Here is a 21,405-nt window from a genome sequence, read left to right as displayed (position 1 = left end):
CTCACGCGGCGTTGCTCCATCAGACTTTCGTCCATTGTGGAAGATTCCCTACTGCTGCCTCCCGTAGGAGTCTGGGCCGTGTCTCAGTCCCAGTGTGGCCGATCACCCTCTCAGGTCGGCTACGCATCGTCGCCTTGGTGAGCCATTACCCCACCAACTAGCTAATGCGCCGCGGGCCCATCCTGTAGTGACAGCCGAAACCGTCTTTTAACATCTCCTCATGTGAGAAAATGGATTATTCGGTATTAGCCCCGGTTTCCCGGAGTTATCCCAATCTACAGGGCNATCAGAAGAAGCAAGCTTCTTCATCATTCGCTCGACTTGCATGTATTAGGCACGCCGCCAGCGTTCGTCCTGAGCCAGGATCAAACTCTCCATAATAGAGAACTTAAAAAGCTCATTTTGTTTTGCTGGCATCATCATTAAATGATGTCAAAATTGTTTTGCTTGTTTAGATAACCGGAGTTAATCTTTCAAGCTATATTTCTTAACGTTTTGCATGTTCAGTTTTCAATGTTCATGTTTTTAAATAATGGAGCGGGTGAAGAGAATCGAACTCTCATCATCAGCTTGGAAGGCTGAGGTTTTACCACTAAACTACACCCGCATATATAAAGTTTCAATATTATTGTTTATTTGGCGCGCCCGGCAGGAGTCGAACCCACAACCTTCTGATCCGTAGTCAGACGCTCTATCCAATTGAGCTACGGGCGCTTAATGTGTGCTTTGGTGCGGCCGAGAGGACTTGAACCTCCACGGGGTTATCCCCCACTAGGCCCTCAACCTAGCGCGTCTGCCGTTCCGCCACGACCGCGTAGTTATTAATTAGGACAAGTTTCATTGTACTCTTACCAAATACGTTTGTCAACAATAAATTGATGAGCCATGCAGGATTCGAACCTGCGACCCTCTGATTAAAAGTCAGATGCTCTACCAACTGAGCTAATGGCTCGTACAAATGGCTGGGGAACCTGGATTCGAACCAGGGCATGACGGAATCAAAATCCGTTGCCTTACCGCTTGGCTATACCCCAATATGGCGGTCCCGACCGGGATCGAACCGGCGATCTCCTGCGTGACAGGCAGGCATGTTAACCGCTACACCACGGGACCTTGGAAATATAAAATTGAAATGACCCCTACGGGATTCGAACCCGTGTTACCGCCGTGAAAGGGCGGTGTCTTAACCGCTTGACCAAGGGGCCAAATAAATGGCTCCGAAGGTAGGACTCGAACCTACGACCAATCGGTTAACAGCCGATTGCTCTACCACTGAGCTACTTCGGAATATTTTTTTGTTTTTGTCGTTTTGTTCTTCTCGACTTTTTCTATTATAAAGAGCCTTTCGCAAAACGTCAACTACTTTTATGAAATTTATTTATTATTTTTAAAAGATACTAAAACGAGGTCCCCCAAACACTTGCCACATCTGTATTTGCGGGTATTTATACGAATTTTCCGATTATATAACAAGGAGCATTTTGTACATTGATAAGTATAACTATTCCTTCTGATACGCCCATTCCGCTCCATAAGAGTAGAACAAAACCTTGGAGAATTAGTACTTTTTAAAAGCTCTCTAAAATCTGCATCTCGATGTTTGTAACCTTTTCCTTCTATATGTAAATGATAATGACAAAGCTCATGCTTGATTACCCCAATCAATTCATCCATTCCGTACTTTTCAAAGACAAGTGGATTAATTTCTATATGATGCGTTCTTAACATATATCTCCCGCCTGTAGTGCGAAGACGTTTATTAAAATAAGCATCATGTCGAAAGTCTTTCCTAAAAACTTCGTTTGATACACTACAAACTAATTCAGTCAGTTTTTCATCCGTCATCTACCGCTCACTCCTATTAAAAAGAGGTTGTCCAATGCCTGCACATTGGACAACTCTACATTTATTACACTTGTTGCTCTGGGGGAAGCATTGTAAGTGCAATTCTTCCTTTATTTGCATCGAACTGGTCTACCCATACGGTTACTATATCACCTAACGAGACAACATCTAGTGGATGTTTTACAAACCCCTTTTTCAATTTCGAAATATGAACAAGTCCATCTTGTTTAACACCAACGTCGACAAATGCTCCGAAGTCCACTACATTTCGAACGGTTCCTTGAAGTTCCATCCCTGCCTTAAGATCTTCCATTTTAAGTACGTCTGTTTTCAAAATAGGTTGTGGGAAAGCTTCTCGTGGATCCCTCGCTGGTTTGATCAATGTGTCTACGATATCCTTTAATGTGATTTCACCAATATCTAATTCTTTACTTACTTCTTCTATAGAAATGTTCTTCAAAGCCTCTTCTGCTTCTTTGGAGCCGATTTGTTCTTTTTTCAGTCCTGCAATTGCTAGTACTTGTTCTGCTGCCTTATAGCTTTCCGGATGAATACCTGTTGCATCGAACGGATTTTTTGCATCTGGTACTCGTAAAAATCCGATTGCTTGTTCATATGTTTTCGCACCTAGCCGAGGTATTTTCTTTAGCTGCGCTCTAGAAGTGAATCTTCCTTGCTCATTTCGTAAATTCACAACGTTCTCTGCAACTGTTTTGGATAGACCCGAAACGTATTGCAAAAGGGATGCAGATGCCGTATTTACGTTCACACCAACTTGGTTAACAGCAGTTTCTACTATAAAAGAGAGCGACTCGGATAATTTCTTCTGCGAGACGTCGTGCTGGTATTGCCCTACCCCTACCGCTTTTGGATCTATTTTCACTAGTTCAGCAAGTGGGTCTTGTAATCTTCTTGCTATCGATACTGCACTTCGCTGCTCCACTTGAAGATCAGGGAACTCATGTCTTGCGGTTTCGGAAGCAGAATATACACTTGCCCCGGCTTCGTTGACAATAACGTATGCAACATCACCATCTACTTCTTTCAAACAATCTACAATAAATTGTTCTGTTTCACGAGAGGCAGTTCCATTACCAATTGCGATTAACGTAATCGGATACTTCTTTATATAAGAAAGAACTTTCTTTTTGGAACCTTCAACATCCATTTTCGGTGCATGTGGATAAATTGCAGAAACCTCTAGTAGTTTACCGGTGTCATCCACTACTGCTAGTTTACATCCAGTACGGTACGCAGGATCCACACCAAGAATTACTTTTCCTTTTAAAGGTGGTTGCAATAGAAGGTTACGTAGGTTTTCTGAGAATATGTGAATCGCTTGGGCTTCTGCTTTTTCTGTAAGTTCCGTTCGGATCTCACGCTCTACAGAAGGTTGTATTAGGCGTTTGTATGAGTCCTCTATTGCAAGTTTTATATGTTCTACAGCATCGCTAGAGGAATGATTAGGTATCCACTCTGTTTGCATGACAGTGGTTACCTTATTTATTGGAACTTGTATGCTTACTTTCAGGACATCCTCTTTTTCCCCGCGGTTAAGTGCTAAAATACGATGTGGCACAATTTTTTTGACTGGTTCTTCGTATTCATAGTACATTTCAAATACGTTTTTCTCGTCTAGTTCAGCCTTTTTCACAGAACTTATCATTAGTCCATCTGCACGTGAGATGTTGCGGATTTGTTCGCGAATTTTTGCATCATCCGCAAATTGCTCCGCTAGAATGTCTCTTGCCCCTTGTAGAGCTTCTTCTATTGTAAGCACTTCTAGTTCTTCACTCAAAAAATCTTCCGCCAAAATAGCTACGGACTCTTTTGGAAAAGTCATCAATAAACTCGCAAAAGGTTCTAGGCCTTTTTCTTTTGCAATCGTTGCTTTTGTTCTGCGTTTTTGCTTGTATGGACGATATAAATCTTCAACTCGCTGTAAAACAGTCGCGTTTTGGATAGCGCTACTTAGTTCTTCTGTCAGTTTCCCTTGTTCATCAATAAGTCGAATGACTTCTTCTTTTCGCTGTTCTAATTGTTGTATGTAGTTGTAGCGATCTTCAACTGCTTTTATTTGAACCTCATCTAAAGATCCAGTTTGTTCTTTTCTATAACGTGCGATAAAAGGAACTGTATTTCCTTCTTCTAATAGTTTTATAACCTGTTCAGCTTGTGAAGATTTTACGCCTGTCTCTTTAGAAACGAGCTGAAGCATTTTTTTAATTTCCAAAACAAACACACCCTTTCCTTATTAGGTTTATTTTAACACAAAAAAGCTTACTCTAATCTTTTCTAGAGTAAGCTTCCTACTATAAATGTAGCGTCATCGCCATGTTCAATTGTATCGAGAACCGAATTGTAAAGACATTTAGCATTACGTGCATTTTTAATCGTTTTTTTAGGACTATTCATATTCACACCATCAGAATGTAATAGGAATAAATCATTCTTCTTACATGCATATGTTTGTGTTTTAATCTTTTGTTTTCTTCCAGATAAATATCCCATAACCGGTAGGGGGTATACCATTTTATCTGTTTCTTGTTGGTACATATAAAACCTAATATTTCCAATGCAACTATAGGATATAGTTTCGAGTTTGTAATCTATTTTCACGATTGCGACTGCTGCGCCTCTTTTTTGTATCATTCGTTCATTACAAAGTAACAATAATTCATCTAGCGATTCTTCAGGATATTTCTCCAATATTTCCGGAATAACATCTGCAGACTCCTTTGCAATTGGTCCGTTACCTAACCCATCCGCAATGGCGCACAACATGAATTCTTCATTTTTAGATACATAATATGTATCGCCTGATTCTAAATTACCAGGCTTGGCTTCTTGAAATACTAACAACTCTACGTTTTCGTCTGAAAGATTCTTCACTTCACTACTCCACCTGACGCTAATATTGCCTCTTGCAATTTATTAATCGCTTTTCGCTGTATCCTCGAAACATGCATTTGAGAAATGCCAAGTCGATCGCCTGTTTCTTTTTGGCTTAGCTGCTCCATGTATGTAAGTTGAATTACTTGCTTTTCTCGTTCAGATAACACGCCAAGAGCATTGGCTACGAGCAAACGCTGATCGGTTTTCTCAAATTCTCCGTCGGCTTTTCCTATTACATCAAATAACGTTATCGTACTACCGTCTGAATCCGATTCAAGTGAGTGATCCATGGATAATGCTTGATAGCTTTTTCCCATTTCCATTGCTTCTAATACATCTTCGACTTCTACATCTAAGTACTCGGCAATTTCCGGAACTAAAGGAGAGCGTTGAAATTCCATGGTTAATGTTTCCACTGCCACCCTAATTCGAGGTCCAAGTTCTTTTATTCTTCTTGGTACATGTACTGCCCATGTTTTGTCTCGGAGAAAGCGTTTAATCTCCCCTATAATTGTAGGAATAGCGAATGCTTCAAAGTTTCTACCGAATGTCGGATCATATCTACGTATAGCACCGAGTAGCCCTACCATCCCTACTTGTACAATATCCTCATGATGAGATTTACCATTTGAATACTTTCTTGAGATAGACTCAACTAGTCTAGTATAATTTAATACTAAATTTGTCTGGGCTTCTTCACTTTCAGTCTTTTGATATTCACTTATCCATTCAAGGATTTTTTCCTTGGACTGACTGTTAGGAAGAGATGTGTTTGACATTACCATCCACCTGCTCTACTCCGACATGCTTCGTCATAAATACAGTTACGCCTTCCTGTTGATGGACTTTTACTTCGTCCATTAATGTCTCGATTAAATATAGTCCAAGTCCACCTTCTCTTAAAAAGGATACTTCCTCCATTTCACTATAAGGGCCAACTTGTGCTTTTGTTTCTTCGAAGTTAAAACTCTTCCCGTGATCCGCTACCATGATTTCCATTTTTCCTTCGTACAATGCGCATCCAATTACAACTTCTCCGTCCTCATCCTCTGTATAAGCATGTTGAACAGCGTTTGTGATTGCTTCGCTCGTAGCTATTTTTAAATCTTCTATTTCATCATAAGTGAATCCAACACGATTCGCTAAACCAGAAATCGTTAAACGTGCTACGCTTACATATTGTGGCTTTGCAGGTACACGAATTTCTACATAATCAAACGGTTTCATCTATTTTCACCTCTCCACTACTTGCTTGAATATCCATTATTTCCCCCAAACCAGTAATATCAAACAATCGTTTTAAACGAGATGAAAGCCCGATTAGCTCCATATGACCATTTGATGCATTTATACTTTTATAAAACCCAACAAATACTCCTAATCCTGTACTGTCCATATAGGATACATCTGTTAAGTCTATGTTTACTTGAAGGTTTTCTTTCAAATCAATCTCAGATAATTTTTCTCTTAGAATTGGTGCTGTAAATGCATCAATTTCTCCTTTAATGATTCCGTTCACGACTAGCAAATCTTTTTGATGTAGTTCAACTGAAATATTCATAATATTTTATCCCCCGTTTTATCTATATATTATTTTAAATACCACAATTCAACTGGCGCTAAACATTTTTTTTGCAAAAAGACTATACTTTTTTGAAAATCACAAGGGTGAAATCGTCCCGTTGTTCAAAGTCTTGTAATTCCTCCAGCTTATGAAACACATACTCTACCATTTCTTGAGCACATTGATCTTTAACATTTTCAATAATATCCATAATCGTTTGTTGTTCAATAAAGCCCTCTTTTGAACGACATTCCGTTACTCCATCTGTCATCATTACAACAAAATCGCCTTTTTTTAGCGCGATGGAATGTTGTTCATATTTTACATTTGGAATAACGCCTAAAAGTAAACCTTTTGCTTGTAACTCCGAAAAACTAGATGACTCTGAGCAGTAAAAAAGTGGTGGTTCATGTCCAGCTGATGCATACGTAAATTCACTTTTCGATGTATCATATTTTCCGTAAAACATGGAAATAAACATCGAGTCACTTACACTTTTCTCTACGATTCGGTTAATCACATCTAACACAATTACTGGATTTGTTTCTGCACCATCCAAACTGTCCATTCCATATTTAATCATAGACATACACAACGCAGCAGGAATGCCTTTTCCGATAACATCTGCTACTGCTATACCGACATGTGTACTGTCATGCAAAAAGTGTGTATAATCTCCGTTCATTTCTTTAGCCGGTACGGAAATCATACCGATATCTAAATCTACCAAATTGGGCACTTTCGTTTTCAATAATGTTTGTTGCACATTAGCTGCAAGTTCCATTTCCATTTTGATATTTTGCTGTTTTTGAATCAATGTTTGGTGTTCTTTAAGTGCTAACCCATAACGAACCATCACTTCTATGAGTAAATCAAATGAATGCCACACTTCTTCTGGTAAATCCGACATAATCTCTTCTAAAGACGCCTTATGTATACTAATTACTTCCTCAGGAGAGATATTCTTCTGAATCAGTTGTCTACTAATATTTTGACCTTCGTATAAATTATGTTCCGTCTGTCTTAATATATACTTTTCTAAAATTTCTTTATATTGTTTTTTAAATTCTTGAGGCATTATTCACTCCATCCTTCCTACCTCATCCACTTGGTTGCAGTAATCACCGTTCCTTCGTCTACTACTGTTTCAATCTTAAAGTCATCCATGAGCCGCTTTACTCCAGGAAGTCCAGCTCCTAGTCCACCAGATGTTGTATATCCATCTTCCATCGCTTTCCGCACATCTGCTATACCAGGGCCTTTGTCAGATGCAATAACTAATAGTCCTTTAAGATTACCTTCTGAAATTTGCTTTATTTCAATATTCCCTTTTTCTGCATATAAATAAATATTACGAGCAAGTTCACTTATAGCGGTTGTAATTCTGGCTTGGTCTACCGTCCCGAAGCCAACATCTTTTGCTTCATTCCTACCAAGTTGTCTTGCAGCAACAATGTCCCACTCCGATATAATATCTACAGAAGACCTTAAGTTCATAATGGATTAGTCCTCCAATTCTCGTTCTAATTTTTCCAATCCATTTTCTAAGTCTAGAGCGGTAACTACATTTTCTAGTCTTATGCCTAGTTCTATTAAGGTAATGGCAACGGCAGGCTGGATACCTGTTATAACAACTTTTGCCCCCATTAAACCTGACATACTAATAACATCTCCAAGTACTTTTGCAATGAATGAATCAATAAAATCGATTGGTGTTAAATCAAGTACTACTCCCCTCGCTGCAGTTGTATGCAATTTTGCCAATAAATCTTCTTGAAATGCTAGCGCCGTTTGATCATCTAATTCCCATTGGATGGATACAATTAAGCAGTCTCTTAGTTTTAAAATTGGAATTCTTGATATCATTTTACGTTCACCTCTATAATCGCTCGATTTGTTAAAGCTAGAGCTTGCTCCATTCCTCTTTGCAACGTACTAGTCGTCGTAAAATCAGTCAAATTTATACCGAGCGTTACAATTGTTTGAGCTATTTCTGGACGAATTCCAACTAGCATACACTTTGCACCTACTAAACGAACAGCATCTGCTGCCTGAATAATATGATGTGCGACCATTGTATCAACTACTGGGACACCGGTAATATCAAGCAATACAACCTCCGCACGATGCTTTACGACACCTTGCAGCAAGTTTTCCATAATGAGCTTTGCACGTTCTGTATCAATCGTACCTACTAACGGCATAACAGAAATTTTATCGAATACAGGAATGAGTGATGCTGAAAGCTCTTGCAAGGCAATTTTTTGTAAGTTAACTGTTTTTTCCCATACCTTTGAATATGCATCTACCACACTATGATTAAGCGGGGTAATCCAATTTGTCAATATTTCTCTAAATGATTTGTAATTACTTTCAGTTAGCAATCCTGCTTCTTCCATTTCCTCATAGATTACTTCCGTGAAATTGGTAAGTGCTCTTAGTACAAAAGTAACCGACCAACCATAACGGACAATTTGAACAGAAAAATCCTTCAGCTTCTCATCGTAAGTTTCTTCACTTGCGGTTAAACTAGAAATCATCAGTTCTCCAAATTCGCGAACAGTAGTATCAATTACTTGATCCGACATGATTTGAAAGAATCGATCGTCCTGGTCGTCCTCCATTCTCACTTTCCATTTTTCTAAAATTTTATCAATATTTGCTTGAATGTACGTCGCAATTTGTTTATCCATATTGTGTATTACCTCTCTCTTTATTAATATTCGTAATTTCATTTTAACGAAAAGTGGGCTGTTTTACATCTCTTAAGGTAAAACAAAAAAACACAATGCGTATTTGTCGGCTACACATTGCGTTTTGTCTATGTATTAAAATTTTACAATTCCTAAGCTTATACCTAATGCATGATCGACTTCACACATAACATCTTCATCCAAATGTGTAATTTTATCTGTCAGCCTAGATTTGTCTATCGTACGCAATTGTTCTAACAAGATAACCGAATCTCGTTCAAAATCATACTGTTTCGCATTGATTTCCACATGTGTTGGCAACTTTGCTTTTTGAATCTGTGCAGTAATGGCCGCGATGATAACAGTAGGACTGAATCGATTTCCAATATCATTTTGAATCACCAAAACGGGTCTGGTTCCACCTTGCTCAGACCCGATTACAGGTGATAAATCTGCAAAAAAAACGTCCCCACGTTTTACGATCAAGTTTTCATCCTCCACTTACGAGTCGCTCTGTCGTATGTTGTGCTTCATATTCTGCATGTAAACATTCCGAACTTATGGATAAATTTATATGAGACATTTCAACATAACCTTTCATCATCGCTTCTCTTATAAGATTTGCCTGGCCTTTCTTAATGTATTCATTTGCTTGGACACGAACAATATTTTCACTATTAGCTAATGATTGTTTGACAATTTTTACTCCTTCATTAACCATTTGCTTAGGAAGCTCTATAATTGCTTCCTTTTTCTTTTTTCCACTTACCACAGCAAACACCTCCGACAAAACATTTCCCTATATGACAATATACTTAATCTTACCATTACTAGAGGCATAATAAAAGACATTATAAGAAATGGTTAGACAAATCATGCACTTAGTTCGAGTTTTGTCGAAGAGTCATTTACTATATAATCTAGGGAGTCTATTGGAAAAGGTGCAGCAAATTTCATATGGTATTGTCTGCAAAGCGTTTGCCCATTCTTCTATTCTAATCTCTTCATTCATTTGTTTCCCTAGCAACACTACTTTTTCACCGATATTCACTTGTTCATCTAAACGGATCATACATTGGTCCATACAAATTTTCCCAACAATCGGCATTCTCTTGCCTTTTATTAAAACGAATTGATTATGCAACTTTCGCAAGAAGCCATCTGCATAACCAATCGGAAGTGTTGCAATCCATTCATCTGAAGTAGCTGTATATGTTGCACCGTAGCCAATTGTAGCACCTTTTTTTACTCTCTTTACATGCACTACCTCGGTATGTAACGAAAGGGCACTTATTAAAGGGAATGGAAGGTTTTCCTCCATCCAAGGAGATGGTGCAATTCCATACATGGATATACCAAAACGCACAGCATCCCAGTGTTGATCAGAGATTCTAAGTGTAGCGGCACTGTTGGAAGTGTGTACAATTGCTGGTCGCTGTTCAAATAAATGAAGCATCCGCTCGAATACAGCAATTTGTTTCTTTAAATGATGTTCATCCTCTTCGTCCGCTGTCGAAAAATGGGTATACACACCAGTTATTTCTATCCAATCTCTTTCTTTTATAAAGGCAAGCGCTGCCTGTAATTCTTCCTCTTGTACAATACCAATTCGACCCATTCCACTATCAATTTTAATATGCGTTTTAAAAGGTTTTGTAAAGTGGCGAGTAGCAAATAACCACTCGAATGAATATGCTGTTAATGTAATGTTGCGTTCTGCTGCAATGTGCAAAAAAGAGATTGGGGAAGCTCCGAGAACAAGTATATCAGCGATAATTCCTGCATCTCTTAATTGCAAAGCTTCCTCCGGAGTAGCAACAGCTAATTGTGTAGCACCTGCTTGTAAGGCAGCATTTGCAACTTCAATTGCACCGTGCCCATACGCATTCGCTTTTACTACTGCCATTATTTTAGTAGATTCGGGTAATATTTCTTTTAAGTGCTTAATATTAGTCTTGATTGCTTGTAAATCTATTTGGATAAATGTTGGTCGATAGTATGGCTGAGACATAAGACTTCCCTCTTTTTCCGTTTGTTTTACCATTGTTTTTCTGATTATCCTACTTGTGAGAGGAAGTCGTCAAATATAAATTACAGCTCAGCGTAATTGAATCAGCACTAAACATTTGCTCATTCAAGTTAAACTTATTTCAGTCCAGCTATCGTCATGGATGCAGCTACTTCAATCATTTCTTCTTTCGTTAAAGATGTAGATGCGATGAAGAAGGACATTCCATCTTGTTCCCAAGTAAGGGATTGATCTGTTACCGCCCCAACAGCTACCCCTAAATCTACCGGGTCACCTGGTGCAAATACTGGAATTGTAGAAGATACACTTGGATCGCTTAGTTGCTGAACAATTGTAAATTCTTTTTCCCCACTATATGTTAAAATAACTCGTTTATCTTCTTCCACTTGCATCTCTTTTTCATCGATTAAATGAACACCATCCCACTGAATCATTGGATAATGTGTTTCAAATTCTTTATTTTCCATTTCTGCTGAAGCTTCTATAGTACCCTCTTCCGTTTTTCCTGTCGGTGTCTGCTCAATTTTGTAATCTCCTGCTGCATGCGTTTTACCAAGTGATACTTGTTTGAATTTAATATGAATCTGTTCTTCTTTATTCTCATTCAATATCGCCACATCTTTTGGCAATAAAGTCTTTTTATCAATGTAAATTCTTTGAGTTGGTAGCATGTTTTTATGGTTATTCGATGTTTTCGTTTCGAATACATAGTTATTACCTTCTTCTTTAAATGTAGAAGACTTATCATTTTTAATATCTTGCGCAAGTGAACCAATCAAATAAGCTTGGCTATTTTCCGCTGGCCAGTTACTTTGAAACTTATACGTTTTGTTAAGCGCTGGTGTTACAACAAAAACCCCTTCAGTATTGCGTACAATCATTTGCGTATTTTCAGCACTCTTATCCGATACTTTCACGCGGTAAAAATCAGGCTTTGTATGCCAAACTTCCACGTCATACACTCTAGGCTCTTGACCAGTTAAAATGCTCATTTCCGCAGTTAACTCGTATCCTTTTGCATCCACCCACTTATTGCTCAATTTTTTTAATACGTCTTCTTTTGACTCAGCTCCACATGCAGATAGTACCAGGATCATCATTGCTAATACAAATAACACTTTAGCCACTCGGCTTTTCAATCAGTCCATCCTTTCTATTATCACTGCGTTCGTTCATTGTATGTAGTTGGACGACCGGTTATGATTGGAGAATTACTTGAGCTGCTACATATTCTTTCGTGTGCGTAATAGAGACGAAGCCGTTCACCTGGTTTCCTTTAAAATAAAGACTTGGTTTCCCGTTATTTTCCTTAAGGATTTCAATATCATGAAAGCTACATTCTTTTCCTATTCCCGTTCCTAGAGCTTTGGAAAATGCTTCTTTTGCTGCAAATCGACCTGCTAAAAATTCTATTTGTCGAGGAGGTGATAGTTTTTCCATCTGCGCTCTTTCTTTGTTTGTTAAAATACGTTCTTCAAATTTAGTTGTTTTCATTTTAATTGTTTTAATTCTAGTTAATTCGGTTATATCTAATCCTATTCCAGTAATCATGAATGTTTCTCCTTTTCAAATGTAACTTATACAGGCTATACTATTAGTAGAAAACTTGAGGTGAAATAATGTTTACGAGAACAGAAAATTTTAAACAATACATTAAACTCTATCCAGTCGTTTCTACTTTGCTCGCTTTAAACATTGCTATTTATATTTTAACAAATATCCCTATTTTGGGAGATGCATTATACTCCAAAGGTATGCATTTTAACTTACTTATAAGTGAAGGTGAGTATTGGCGTTTAGTTACTCCGATGTTTTTACATGCGACTTTTTTTCATCTGTTATTCAATATGTTCTCTCTTTATCTATTTGGACCAGAGCTGGAACAAATTGCAGGTAAAGCTCGTTTCTTAACCATTTATTTATTAGCTGGTTTAGTCGGTGGTATTGCTACATATTTAATACATGGTTGGGAATATAAAAGTGTAGGAGCTAGTGGGGCAATTTACGGTATACTTGGTGCCTTTGGGGCTTTAGTGTATTATACGAGAAATTTCATGCCGCAGCTAAAACAAATCATTGTTCCAATCATCGTAATTGGTGTTATTATGACCTTTCTACAACCGCATATTAATGCTACTGCGCATATTGCAGGTCTCATTACCGGTTTTGTCATCGGAATTATTTATTTCCACCCAAAACGAATTGCTGCATGGAGAAAACGGAAAAGTCACTTAAAATCAGTGAAGTAAGAAAGAACAGCCCTAGTCTAGTGGCTGTTCTTTTTCTATGCTTACTCTTCGATGTGGTTCATACCAATTTAATAGCATTTCTGCATCTGACTTTTCTATATGTGGGATTGTTGTAGAATCTCCCGTCACACCAGATTTTATAGTAGTAATGATAGACGATACGTTAGCCCTTTTTTGAAAAAGGGTCGTGCGTTCAGTCATGGATTGAATTCTTCTTTTCTCCATCCAGACCATTACTTTACTAAACAGTCGATATTGAATGACCAACTGACGTTCATTCAGAAAATAGCCTGCCGTTTTTTGTTGCCAAACACCCAATACATAACTTAATGGGAATAACAGTAGCGAGAATAATCCAAAAGGGTAAAAAAAGTAACTAACCGCTGCCGAAACCGGAATCATCCATACATAATCTAATCGATAGAAAAACTTTCTTGACTTTCTAGGTATTTTTGTAAGAACAGGATTAAATGAAAGATCAGGAAATATTTCTTGTAAGATCGGCGTTATTTTTGCTTTTTTTATAAGTGGAAGTAAACGGATCTTTTCATCTTTTTCTGCAAGCGAACCCCCAGCGCTATCGACGATGACCGTTGCATAGCCCATTACCTGTCGCAGTGGATTTTCAACTACCCGTATTCCTTGGATCCGAGAAAGTGGAATTGTTATTTTTTTCTTTTCCAACAACCCCCTCGTAATAATAATTTCTTCATCTTCTACTGTAATTGTAAATTCATAGTAATTGATAAACGTGAGTACGACAGATACAATCCAAGCAATTAACAAAACAACAAAAATAGCTAACGCAACAATAAGTGCTCCAAAACGAATGAATACAACAATTTCATCATAAATCGCTTCATAAGGAATAACGTTTGAAAATTGAGAAGCAAAAACAGCTACCCCTGAGAAAAACACACCAACTCCACCAGAAGTACTTGCTAACACGAATAGGTCTTTTCTAGACATTTTAAAAACAGCCCGTTTTTCCTCTTTTACCGGTTGCTGCACTACCACCGGCTCATCAGAATCATCCAATTCAATTGGTAGTTTATTTTTAGCTTGCAACATTTCCCGTTTTATCTGATCTGCTTGGGCTTTCGTAATCGCTGTTAACTCTGCATCGGCTTCCTTTGTCGCCCCGCCACCAGCTGTTTCTACTTTTACTTTAACTAGTCCAAATGGTCTATGGAGAATACCTTCCGTATAGTTCAAGCTTTGAATACGTTCAAAAGGGATATATCGCTTTTTCTTCACGAATAAACCGTACTCAATACGAAGCTCTTCCTCTTCAAACCAATACCTGAACCGTTTCCATTTAATAATTCCACTAACCAATAAAAAGATTAGAATAATCCCATAGATACCATACATAATATAGGAGGACCAATCCCCAGAATCCTTGCTTCCACCAAATCCATTGACTGCGATCACTACTACAAACGGGATGATCATATCTTTTAATACTTTTACAAAGTTTATTACTGCTGAAATAGGATGTAGTTTGTACTTTTCTTTAGACATCATCTTCCGCCACCCTTGCAAGTACAGAAATTCTGCCACGTAACTCATCCGCCTCTGCGGTAATTAGCGCTGGTATCGTATGATTTGTTGCAGCTGTGGAAATCGTAATAGATGCCAAATCATACTTCCGTAAAATGGGTCCTTGTTCTGTGTCCACATGTTGTACACGAACCATTGGTACGAGCGTCCGTTTCACTACAAATAAACCGTGCTGCAGTTCTATTTCTTGCTCTCGTACTTCGTAACGCCATCTCATCCATCGTACTTTAGGAAATAAATAAATTAATAAATACGCAATGAGGAGTACAATTCCTCCAACTACTATGTATATCCATAAATACTCTCCAGTAAAAAAATTGACCGTACTAATACCTATCCCGACTAACAGTGCAATGAACGTTTGGAAAATCCCATAGATTCGCCATACACGTAGTCCTTTTTCAGATATTTTATTTATAGGTTCCATTCTCATCGTCAACACCTCTTCCTTATATTGTATACGATTTTATAGAGGAAATGTTTCAATTTATACAGGAATGTTTTCTGGGCTGATTGATTATTCGATTCCAATAAAAAAAAAGGATGAATCCGCATCGAAATGCGAAATTCATCCTTTTTGAATGTTTGATTAGTTTTCGTTACGTGGTGAACGAGTTCTAGTGCTACGTTGTGTAGAACCGTCACGTGGACCGCTACTACGACGAGCGCCACTTGGACGTGAACTGCTACCTGTACGTGAAGATCCGCGATCGCTTCCTGAGCGTCCTGATGAACTACGTCCGCCGCTTCGGTTACCTTTGTAACCACCGCCGGAACGAGATCCGCCGCCACCGCTACGCTCTCTACGAGCAGGTAGTGGACGCTCTTCAGAAAGTGCGATTGGTGTAGCGTCTGGTTCTTTTGTCATTGATTTAATAGCTGCAGCAATTACGTCTATTGCTTCAAATTTTTCAAGCATTTCTGAAGCTAATGTACGGTAATCCCCTAAATCATTTTTGTTCACGATTTCTGATAAATTTTCAATCGCAACACGTTGCTGACCTACTAATGCTTCATCAGAACTTGGTGGAGTAAGAGCTGTCATACGTTTTTTCGTAGTGTCTTCTACGATACGTAAGTAACCCATTTCTCTAGGTGTTACGAAAGTTACTGCGATACCACTTTTCCCTGCACGACCTGTACGACCGATACGGTGAACATAGCTTTCAGGATCTTGTGGAATATCAAAGTTATATACATGAGTTACGCCAGAAATATCTAATCCACGTGCAGCCACATCCGTTGCAACAAGGATATCAATTTTATTGGATTTGAATTGTTTCAATACAGACATACGTTTCGCTTGGCTTAAATCTCCGTGAATTCCTTCCGCTAAGTAACCACGAATGCTTAGTGCTTGAGCTAATTCATCTACACGACGTTTTGTACGACCGAAGACAATTGCAAGCTCAGGTTGGTGTACGTTTAAGATTCTTGATAATACATCAAATTTCTCACGCTCATGCGCTTTTACGTAGAACTGTTCAATGTTTTCAACAGTCATTTCTTTAGACTTGATCTTTACTTCCACTGGATCTTTCATGAATTTTTCAGCAATTTTACGAATTGGTCCCGGCATTGTAGCTGAGAACAATAATGTTTGACGCTCTGGAGGAACGCTTTCTAAAATTTTGTTGATATCTTCAATGAATCCCATGTTAAGCATTTCATCAGCTTCGTCTAAGATAAGTGTTTGAACTTGATCAAGTTTTAACGTACGACGATTGATGTGGTCCAAAATACGACCAGGTGTACCAACAATAACTTGTGGTTTATTTTTAAGTGCACGGATTTGACGACCAATCTCTTGACCACCGTATACAGATAATAAACGAACCTTTTTGTCATATCCTAATTTATAAAGCTCTTCAGAAACTTGAATTGCAAGTTCACGTGTAGGAGCGATAATTAATGCTTGAATATTAGGGTTTTTTGTATCGACTTTTTCAATCATAGGGATACCAAAAGCTGCAGTTTTACCTGTACCTGTTTGTGCTTGGCCAATAACGTCGCGGCCTTCCATTGCATGTGTAATAGTACCTTCTTGGATTGGTGTTGCTTCTTCAAATCCCATACGTTGAACGGATTTTAATGTAGAAGCACTAATATTTAATTCTGAAAAATTTGTCAAAATTTTAATCTCCTTTTTCTTGTGTTTTGACAAATGGTTACATTTTCAGATGAAATTGCGGCAAATTCGAGCCTATACGAGGAACGTTTCCGTTACTTAAAATTCTCTGTGGTTTACAGTTCAGAGGGGTCTTATATAAAGGGAAAGCCCGGTCTTTTGCCGAGCGGTTCGTTAATGAGTGATCTTATCATACTACTTCAACAAACCGTTATGTTCAAAAAAAAGTACTCTTCATCAAATACTGAAGAGTCTTCACACAAAATGTATCCATTGCTCTAAACGTAGTATATCATGCCTTATTATTAGTTGCAACGAAATAGCAACTGTTATAATTATTAGTTTAATTATCCGCACCTTTCTTGTTTAAAAATTTTGACGCACGATGAAACCAATCCTCGCAGTCATCACAGTAACAAATATGGTGTTTACCTGTTTCGGAAAAGATAAGTTCTTTTTCCTCTGAGCCAATTTGATCGAATAAGAACTCAGCGGTAGTATAAGGTACAATACCATCTTTTTTACCTTGGACTAAACAGACCGGTATTTTAATTTGGCTATAATATGGTTCAACTATACGTACTAATCGGATAAATTCAAACGTCGCACGAATCGGTGTTTCTCTCCATTTAGAACTGTATCGCTTGTACAATATATTATCCTCCAGCTTTCCTTCCACTGCTTCTTTCGCCATTTCTTTAATATCTTGTAAGAGCTGCGCCGGATAAATATATTTAGCTGCTGCACTTAACAAAACAAGTTTGGAAATTGGATACCGAGTGGCTAAGTACATAGCAATAATCCCACCCATGGAAAACCCAACAACGTAGACCTGATCCACTTCTTTTTGAAGTTTTCTTAGTGCTAGTTCTGCTGCCATCAACCAATTTTCTGCAGTTATCTTTTTTAGTTCTAACGTTTCTCCGTGACCAGGAAGTGTAGGGACAATAATTGTCCAGTCTGTCCTTTCCTGTAAAAACTCCACGAATGGCTGCACCTCATATGGTCCACCAGTAAAACCGTGAATGCAAAGGACCCCTGTTTTCATATTGCCCTACTCCTTTCTCGTTTTTATTTTTGGAAAGGTTCAATGATACGTTCTAACTTCATTCCACGTGAACCTTTTACTAATACGATGGACTCTTCATTTATTTTTTCACGTAAAAATGAAATAATTTGCTCATAGTCATTTTCTACCCAAATTAGCTGTTCACCGTTAAATTGATCCACTAGTTTCTTGTAAAGCCATTCCATTTTCGGTCCGAATAAACAAACTCCTGTAAACACTTTCTCCGATATATATGCGCTCATTTCTTCATGATACTGCTTTTCGTTTTCACCGAGCTCCAACATATCTCCAAGTACGAGCCATTTATGTGATTTAATCGTCGATTTTTCCACAAAAGAAATGGCCGCTTTCATCGATGTTGGTGCAGCATTATAAGCATCATTGATGAAAATTGCCCCGTTTTTCGCTTCCATTACTTGCATACGCATATCCGTTAAAACAATTTCTTTTAAAGCTACACGCATTTGTTCTGCTGTCAGTCCTACTTCTTTTGCGATTAATAAAGCCGCTAATGTGTTTTTCACTTGATGCTCTCCAAGTATCGGAATAGACAATTCTTCATTTATTAATCCTTCGGTACGGAACTTACTACCTTGTTCGGTAAATGCCACTTCTACTATACGCAGATCATTAGCCTCATCTACACCAAACGATTTGGAGTGCAGGGAAGGATTACTTTCAATAAACGGACGAAGTAATGGCTCATCGCCATCATAGAAAAGTTTCCCTTTCTCTTGTAAACCTGCAATAATTTCAAACTTTGCTTTTGTAATGCCTTCGCGTGAGCCGAGATCTTGCATATGCGCTTCGCCAATATTTGTAATAACTGCATACATTGGTTTTGCAAGTTTAGATAAAAATTCTATTTCACCAAATGAACTCATACCCATTTCTAACACAGCAAATTCCGTATCATCTTCGAGCGAAAGAATGGTTAAAGGTAATCCTAATTCATTGTTAAAATTACCTTCCGTTTTTTTCACACGGAAATACGGGGAAAGTATGCCAGCTACTAAATCCTTTGTAGACGTTTTGCCGTTCGACCCTGTAATTCCGATGAATGTGGCATTCAATTCTGCGCGGTACGCCACTGCCATTTGCTGAAGCGCTTCTTCGCCACTTTCCACAAATAGGAGCGGAACATCCTTCGGAGGATTTGGTTCATCCTTTAACCAAAGTGACGCCGCTGCTCCTTTATCAAAAGCATCTTGCACAAAGCGGTGCCCATTTACATTCTCACCACGGAAAGGGATAAATATGTCTCCTGGTTGGAGAGTTCGCGTATTAATCGACACGCCTGTGACTAACGGATTATGTGCTGATGATGCTTCTATCCCTAACCAAACGGCAATTTCTATTAAACTTTTTTTCAACTTGGTCACTCCCCGTCCTTCGAATGCTCAAGCTGTTGCTTTTCCTCGTAACGTTCTAGAGCTAGCGTGATCAATTCTTCAATTAGATCCGAATAAGATAAACCAGATTCGATCCAAAGCTTTGGATACATACTAATCGGCGTGAAACCAGGCATCGTATTTACTTCATTAATAATGACTTCTTCCTCATCCGTCACAAAAAAGTCTGCACGAACAAGCCCAGAACAATCTAGCACTTTAAATGCACGAACCGCCGCATCTTCCATTTTCTTCAACAATTCAGCAGAAACTACTGCTGGAATCGCATAGTTCGTCGTACCGTCTTCATATTTTGCTTCGTAATCATAAAAATCTTTTGTCGGCAATACTTCTCCTACTACAGAACATTTGGGATTGTCATTGCCTAGCACACTCATTTCTAATTCGCGCGCAACAATTCCTTGTTCTACAATAATTTTACGATCGTATTTGAAAGCTAATTCTACTGCTTTGATGAGCTCTTCTCTATTCGCCGCTTTTGTAATCCCTACACTCGATCCAAGATTAGCTGGCTTGACAAATAAAGGCCATTGCAAACTTTCTTCCATTTGTTGAAGAAGGGCTTCCTGATTACTTTTCCAGTTTTTGCGAATGAAGTGCACGTAAGGTACTTGCGTTAATCCCGCTTGTGCAAATAATTGCTTCATCACTACTTTATCCATCCCTGCAGCAGATGCGAGCACACCGTTTCCAACGTACGGTAGATTCAATACTTCCAACAAACCTTGCACCGTGCCATCTTCACCATTTGGTCCATGTAAAAGCGGAAAAATAACATCGAGCTTAGAAGCATCATCGTTTTCCACCGGTAAGAAACTTGCAATAGAATTCGGTTTAGAAGTTTCTAAGCCAAATTGGAGCGTTTTTGTTGATTCCGCAGGACCTGCCAAAGCACTCCCTTTTCTCCATTCACCTGTTTTTGTTATATAGATTGGATATACTTCATATTTATCAAAATTTATCGCTTGTGATACTGCTCTTGCTGTAAGTAACGACACTTCATGCTCAGCAGATTTACCACCGTATAATAAGCCTAATTTTATTTTCATTTGTAAATAACCTCCACGTTTCGGATAATACTAGTTTATCACGGACAGCATAATTAGATGAATAATTATCCGAATAATTTCAAACCAACGACTCCAAAAATAATACAACTTAAAAAGAATAGTTTTTTCCAGCTTTTCTTCTCATGAAAAAAGTACATTCCTATTAATACACTTCCTGCTGCTCCAATTCCCGTCCACACTGCATAACCAGTACCTACTGCAATATCTTTCAATGCTAGCGATAATAGGAAAAAACTTAAGCAGGCAGAAATAATGGTGAAAATCGTATATTTTACATTTTTAAATCCATCCGAAAGCTTCATATAGACAACGAATGCAACTTCAAATACACCTGCAATTATTAATACAATCCACTCCATTATGCATCCTCCTCTTCATCATCCACAAGCTTTAACCCAATGATGCCAAAGAGTAATAAACATAAAAAGAATAGTTTACCGAAGCTAACTGCTTCTTGAAACCAAAGAATCCCCACTACTACAGTACCGGCCGCACCGATCCCTGTAAAAATAGCATATGCCGTACCAATCGGAATCGTCTTCATTGCTTTGGCAAATAGGAAAAAACTAACGATTAAAAAGACGATTGTAATGATAGAAGGTACTAGCTCCGTAAATCCATTTGCTTCTTTAAGGCCGATTGCCCAAATGATTTCCGTCAATCCTGCAATGATTAAAAATAACCAAGCCACTTATAAACACCTCTGTTCTTTTACATCCGCTCATTTTAGCACAAAAAGGATTAGGAAATAATAAGAACATAATGGTCTAACGAGATTACATATGCTGTGTTTCGCATTATAGGGATACTGCGACGTAGTGCGTCGACTAGTGACCGCTAGGATTTTCACTGCAGTCGTACGCTTTCCACCGGGTAAGCGATGAGCCT

The 21,405-nt window shown here is 38.3% G+C and carries 24 protein-coding genes, 8 tRNA genes and 1 rRNA gene; 1 reads left to right on the top strand and 32 read right to left on the bottom strand.

The window, feature by feature from the left end:
- The 24 genes from FG383_RS18725 to acpS form a co-directional block, all read right to left on the bottom strand.
- Positions 1-381, bottom strand: a 16S ribosomal RNA gene (locus FG383_RS18725); the annotation flags it as partial.
- 152 nt (positions 382-533) lie between these two features.
- A tRNA-Gly gene (locus FG383_RS18720) sits at positions 534-607 on the bottom strand.
- Positions 608-637: 30 nt separating this feature from the next.
- Positions 638-714, bottom strand: a tRNA-Arg gene (locus FG383_RS18715).
- A 13-nt stretch (positions 715-727) separates the two neighbouring features.
- A tRNA-Leu gene (locus FG383_RS18710) sits at positions 728-814 on the bottom strand.
- A gap of 65 nt (positions 815-879) precedes the next feature.
- Positions 880-952, bottom strand: a tRNA-Lys gene (locus FG383_RS18705).
- A 7-nt stretch (positions 953-959) separates the two neighbouring features.
- A tRNA-Gln gene (locus tag FG383_RS18700) sits at positions 960-1,034 on the bottom strand.
- 3 nt (positions 1,035-1,037) lie between these two features.
- Positions 1,038-1,113, bottom strand: a tRNA-Asp gene (locus FG383_RS18695).
- Positions 1,114-1,133: 20 nt separating this feature from the next.
- Positions 1,134-1,205 (bottom strand) — tRNA-Glu (locus tag FG383_RS18690).
- Between the two features lie 7 nt (positions 1,206-1,212).
- Positions 1,213-1,287, bottom strand: a tRNA-Asn gene (locus FG383_RS18685).
- Between the two features lie 87 nt (positions 1,288-1,374).
- Entirely contained in the window at positions 1,375-1,845 is a 471-nt protein-coding gene (locus FG383_RS18680) for a SprT family protein (RefSeq protein WP_142608918.1), read from the bottom strand.
- Positions 1,846-1,909: 64 nt separating this feature from the next.
- Positions 1,910-4,078, bottom strand: a complete 2,169-nt coding sequence (locus FG383_RS18675) for a Tex family protein (protein ID WP_142608917.1) — start codon at positions 4,076-4,078, stop codon at positions 1,910-1,912.
- 62 nt (positions 4,079-4,140) lie between these two features.
- Entirely contained in the window at positions 4,141-4,737 is a 597-nt protein-coding gene (locus FG383_RS18670; RefSeq protein WP_185908013.1) for a SpoIIE family protein phosphatase, read from the bottom strand.
- Positions 4,734-5,519: an RNA polymerase sigma factor SigB gene (gene sigB, locus FG383_RS18665; protein ID WP_142608916.1), complete on the bottom strand. Its 786-nt coding sequence runs from the start codon at positions 5,517-5,519 to the stop codon at positions 4,734-4,736. Before sigB ends, FG383_RS18670 begins: the two co-directional genes overlap by 4 nt.
- A complete protein-coding gene (gene rsbW / locus FG383_RS18660) occupies positions 5,497-5,967 on the bottom strand; it encodes an anti-sigma B factor RsbW (protein WP_142608915.1) in 471 nt (156 codons plus the stop codon). Before rsbW ends, sigB begins: the two co-directional genes overlap by 23 nt.
- The gene (locus tag FG383_RS18655) at positions 5,954-6,301 is read right to left on the bottom strand and encodes an anti-sigma factor antagonist (protein ID WP_142608914.1); all 348 of its coding nucleotides are present in this window, start codon (positions 6,299-6,301) and stop codon (positions 5,954-5,956) included. The genes rsbW and FG383_RS18655 overlap by 14 nt, the downstream gene beginning before the upstream one ends.
- A gap of 82 nt (positions 6,302-6,383) precedes the next feature.
- On the bottom strand, positions 6,384-7,382 hold the full coding sequence (locus FG383_RS18650) for a PP2C family protein-serine/threonine phosphatase (RefSeq protein WP_142608913.1): 999 nt from the start codon (positions 7,380-7,382) through the stop codon (positions 6,384-6,386).
- A 17-nt stretch (positions 7,383-7,399) separates the two neighbouring features.
- Positions 7,400-7,801 carry an anti-sigma regulatory factor gene (locus FG383_RS18645; RefSeq protein WP_142608912.1) on the bottom strand — a complete coding sequence of 134 codons (402 nt, stop codon included), beginning with the start codon at positions 7,799-7,801 and terminating at the stop codon, positions 7,400-7,402.
- A gap of 6 nt (positions 7,802-7,807) precedes the next feature.
- The gene (locus FG383_RS18640; RefSeq protein WP_142608911.1) at positions 7,808-8,170 is read right to left on the bottom strand and encodes an STAS domain-containing protein; all 363 of its coding nucleotides are present in this window, start codon (positions 8,168-8,170) and stop codon (positions 7,808-7,810) included.
- A complete protein-coding gene (locus FG383_RS18635) occupies positions 8,167-8,997 on the bottom strand; it encodes an STAS domain-containing protein (RefSeq protein ID WP_142608910.1) in 831 nt (276 codons plus the stop codon). The genes FG383_RS18640 and FG383_RS18635 overlap by 4 nt, the downstream gene beginning before the upstream one ends.
- Positions 8,998-9,132: 135 nt before the next feature.
- Positions 9,133-9,483 (bottom strand): type II toxin-antitoxin system PemK/MazF family toxin, encoded by a 351-nt coding sequence (locus FG383_RS18630; protein WP_093271851.1) that lies wholly within the window; start codon positions 9,481-9,483, stop codon positions 9,133-9,135.
- Positions 9,484-9,487: 4 nt separating this feature from the next.
- Positions 9,488-9,769 (bottom strand): transcriptional regulator, encoded by a 282-nt coding sequence (locus tag FG383_RS18625; protein WP_425467669.1) that lies wholly within the window; start codon positions 9,767-9,769, stop codon positions 9,488-9,490.
- 132 nt (positions 9,770-9,901) lie between these two features.
- A complete protein-coding gene (alr, locus tag FG383_RS18620; protein ID WP_246097059.1) occupies positions 9,902-11,008 on the bottom strand; it encodes an alanine racemase in 1,107 nt (368 codons plus the stop codon).
- Positions 11,009-11,142: 134 nt separating this feature from the next.
- The gene (locus tag FG383_RS18615) at positions 11,143-12,165 is read right to left on the bottom strand and encodes a LolA family protein (protein ID WP_142608907.1); all 1,023 of its coding nucleotides are present in this window, start codon (positions 12,163-12,165) and stop codon (positions 11,143-11,145) included.
- Positions 12,166-12,223: 58 nt separating this feature from the next.
- Positions 12,224-12,577, bottom strand: coding sequence for a holo-ACP synthase (gene acpS / locus FG383_RS18610; protein ID WP_142608906.1), 354 nt, complete (start codon positions 12,575-12,577; stop codon positions 12,224-12,226).
- 68 nt (positions 12,578-12,645) lie between these two features.
- Here acpS and FG383_RS18605 point away from each other — a divergent pair, with 68 nt between their 5' ends.
- A complete protein-coding gene (locus tag FG383_RS18605) occupies positions 12,646-13,275 on the top strand; it encodes a rhomboid family intramembrane serine protease (protein WP_142608905.1) in 630 nt (209 codons plus the stop codon).
- 12 nt (positions 13,276-13,287) lie between these two features.
- Here the strand turns inward: FG383_RS18605 and FG383_RS18600 are convergent, their stop codons facing one another.
- The 8 genes from FG383_RS18600 to FG383_RS18565 form a co-directional block, all read right to left on the bottom strand.
- A complete protein-coding gene (locus FG383_RS18600; protein WP_342782159.1) occupies positions 13,288-14,802 on the bottom strand; it encodes a PH domain-containing protein in 1,515 nt (504 codons plus the stop codon).
- Positions 14,792-15,271 carry a PH domain-containing protein gene (locus FG383_RS18595; protein WP_142608904.1) on the bottom strand — a complete coding sequence of 160 codons (480 nt, stop codon included), beginning with the start codon at positions 15,269-15,271 and terminating at the stop codon, positions 14,792-14,794. Before FG383_RS18595 ends, FG383_RS18600 begins: the two co-directional genes overlap by 11 nt.
- A gap of 156 nt (positions 15,272-15,427) precedes the next feature.
- Positions 15,428-16,969, bottom strand: a complete 1,542-nt coding sequence (cshA, locus tag FG383_RS18590) for a degradosome RNA helicase CshA (protein ID WP_142608903.1) — start codon at positions 16,967-16,969, stop codon at positions 15,428-15,430.
- Between the two features lie 340 nt (positions 16,970-17,309).
- A complete protein-coding gene (locus FG383_RS18585) occupies positions 17,310-18,014 on the bottom strand; it encodes an alpha/beta hydrolase (RefSeq protein WP_142608902.1) in 705 nt (234 codons plus the stop codon).
- A 23-nt stretch (positions 18,015-18,037) separates the two neighbouring features.
- Positions 18,038-19,408: a UDP-N-acetylmuramoyl-tripeptide--D-alanyl-D-alanine ligase gene (locus tag FG383_RS18580; RefSeq protein ID WP_142608901.1), complete on the bottom strand. Its 1,371-nt coding sequence runs from the start codon at positions 19,406-19,408 to the stop codon at positions 18,038-18,040.
- 5 nt (positions 19,409-19,413) lie between these two features.
- Positions 19,414-20,496: a D-alanine--D-alanine ligase gene (locus FG383_RS18575; RefSeq protein WP_142608900.1), complete on the bottom strand. Its 1,083-nt coding sequence runs from the start codon at positions 20,494-20,496 to the stop codon at positions 19,414-19,416.
- Between the two features lie 65 nt (positions 20,497-20,561).
- Complete coding sequence (locus FG383_RS18570) at positions 20,562-20,876, bottom strand: DMT family transporter (RefSeq protein ID WP_142608899.1); 315 nt, start codon at positions 20,874-20,876, stop codon at positions 20,562-20,564.
- Complete coding sequence (locus tag FG383_RS18565) at positions 20,876-21,208, bottom strand: DMT family transporter (RefSeq protein ID WP_142608898.1); 333 nt, start codon at positions 21,206-21,208, stop codon at positions 20,876-20,878. Before FG383_RS18565 ends, FG383_RS18570 begins: the two co-directional genes overlap by 1 nt.
- Between the last annotated feature and the right edge of the window lie 197 nt (positions 21,209-21,405).

It is taken from the genome of Psychrobacillus soli, assembly GCF_006861775.1.
Classification (GTDB): Bacteria; Bacillota; Bacilli; order Bacillales_A; family Planococcaceae; genus Psychrobacillus; species Psychrobacillus soli.
Note: the sequence above shows the minus strand (reverse complement) of the source record. Positions and strands in the feature narration are given on the sequence as shown.

Excerpts from the sequence above, each read along its gene's own strand:
- FG383_RS18585 (WP_142608902.1), bottom strand. The coding sequence starts at position 18,014 with ATGAAAACAGGGGTCCTTTGCATTCACGGTTTTACTGGTGGACCATAT.
- FG383_RS18640 (WP_142608911.1), bottom strand. The coding sequence starts at position 8,170 with ATGATATCAAGAATTCCAATTTTAAAACTAAGAGACTGCTTAATTGTA.
- FG383_RS18655 (WP_142608914.1), bottom strand. The coding sequence starts at position 6,301 with ATGAATATTTCAGTTGAACTACATCAAAAAGATTTGCTAGTCGTGAAC.
- FG383_RS18605 (WP_142608905.1), top strand. The coding sequence starts at position 12,646 with ATGTTTACGAGAACAGAAAATTTTAAACAATACATTAAACTCTATCCA.
- FG383_RS18645 (WP_142608912.1), bottom strand. The coding sequence starts at position 7,801 with ATGAACTTAAGGTCTTCTGTAGATATTATATCGGAGTGGGACATTGTT.
- sigB (WP_142608916.1), bottom strand. The coding sequence starts at position 5,519 with ATGTCAAACACATCTCTTCCTAACAGTCAGTCCAAGGAAAAAATCCTT.
- FG383_RS18595 (WP_142608904.1), bottom strand. The coding sequence starts at position 15,271 with ATGAGAATGGAACCTATAAATAAAATATCTGAAAAAGGACTACGTGTA.
- FG383_RS18600 (WP_342782159.1), bottom strand. The coding sequence starts at position 14,802 with ATGATGTCTAAAGAAAAGTACAAACTACATCCTATTTCAGCAGTAATA.
- FG383_RS18650 (WP_142608913.1), bottom strand. The coding sequence starts at position 7,382 with ATGCCTCAAGAATTTAAAAAACAATATAAAGAAATTTTAGAAAAGTAT.
- FG383_RS18575 (WP_142608900.1), bottom strand. The coding sequence starts at position 20,496 with ATGAAAATAAAATTAGGCTTATTATACGGTGGTAAATCTGCTGAGCAT.
- FG383_RS18635 (WP_142608910.1), bottom strand. The coding sequence starts at position 8,997 with ATGGATAAACAAATTGCGACGTACATTCAAGCAAATATTGATAAAATT.
- rsbW (WP_142608915.1), bottom strand. The coding sequence starts at position 5,967 with ATGAAACCGTTTGATTATGTAGAAATTCGTGTACCTGCAAAGCCACAA.
- alr (WP_246097059.1), bottom strand. The coding sequence starts at position 11,008 with ATGTCTCAGCCATACTATCGACCAACATTTATCCAAATAGATTTACAA.
- FG383_RS18570 (WP_142608899.1), bottom strand. The coding sequence starts at position 20,876 with ATGGAGTGGATTGTATTAATAATTGCAGGTGTATTTGAAGTTGCATTC.
- acpS (WP_142608906.1), bottom strand. The coding sequence starts at position 12,577 with ATGATTACTGGAATAGGATTAGATATAACCGAATTAACTAGAATTAAA.
- FG383_RS18680 (WP_142608918.1), bottom strand. The coding sequence starts at position 1,845 with ATGACGGATGAAAAACTGACTGAATTAGTTTGTAGTGTATCAAACGAA.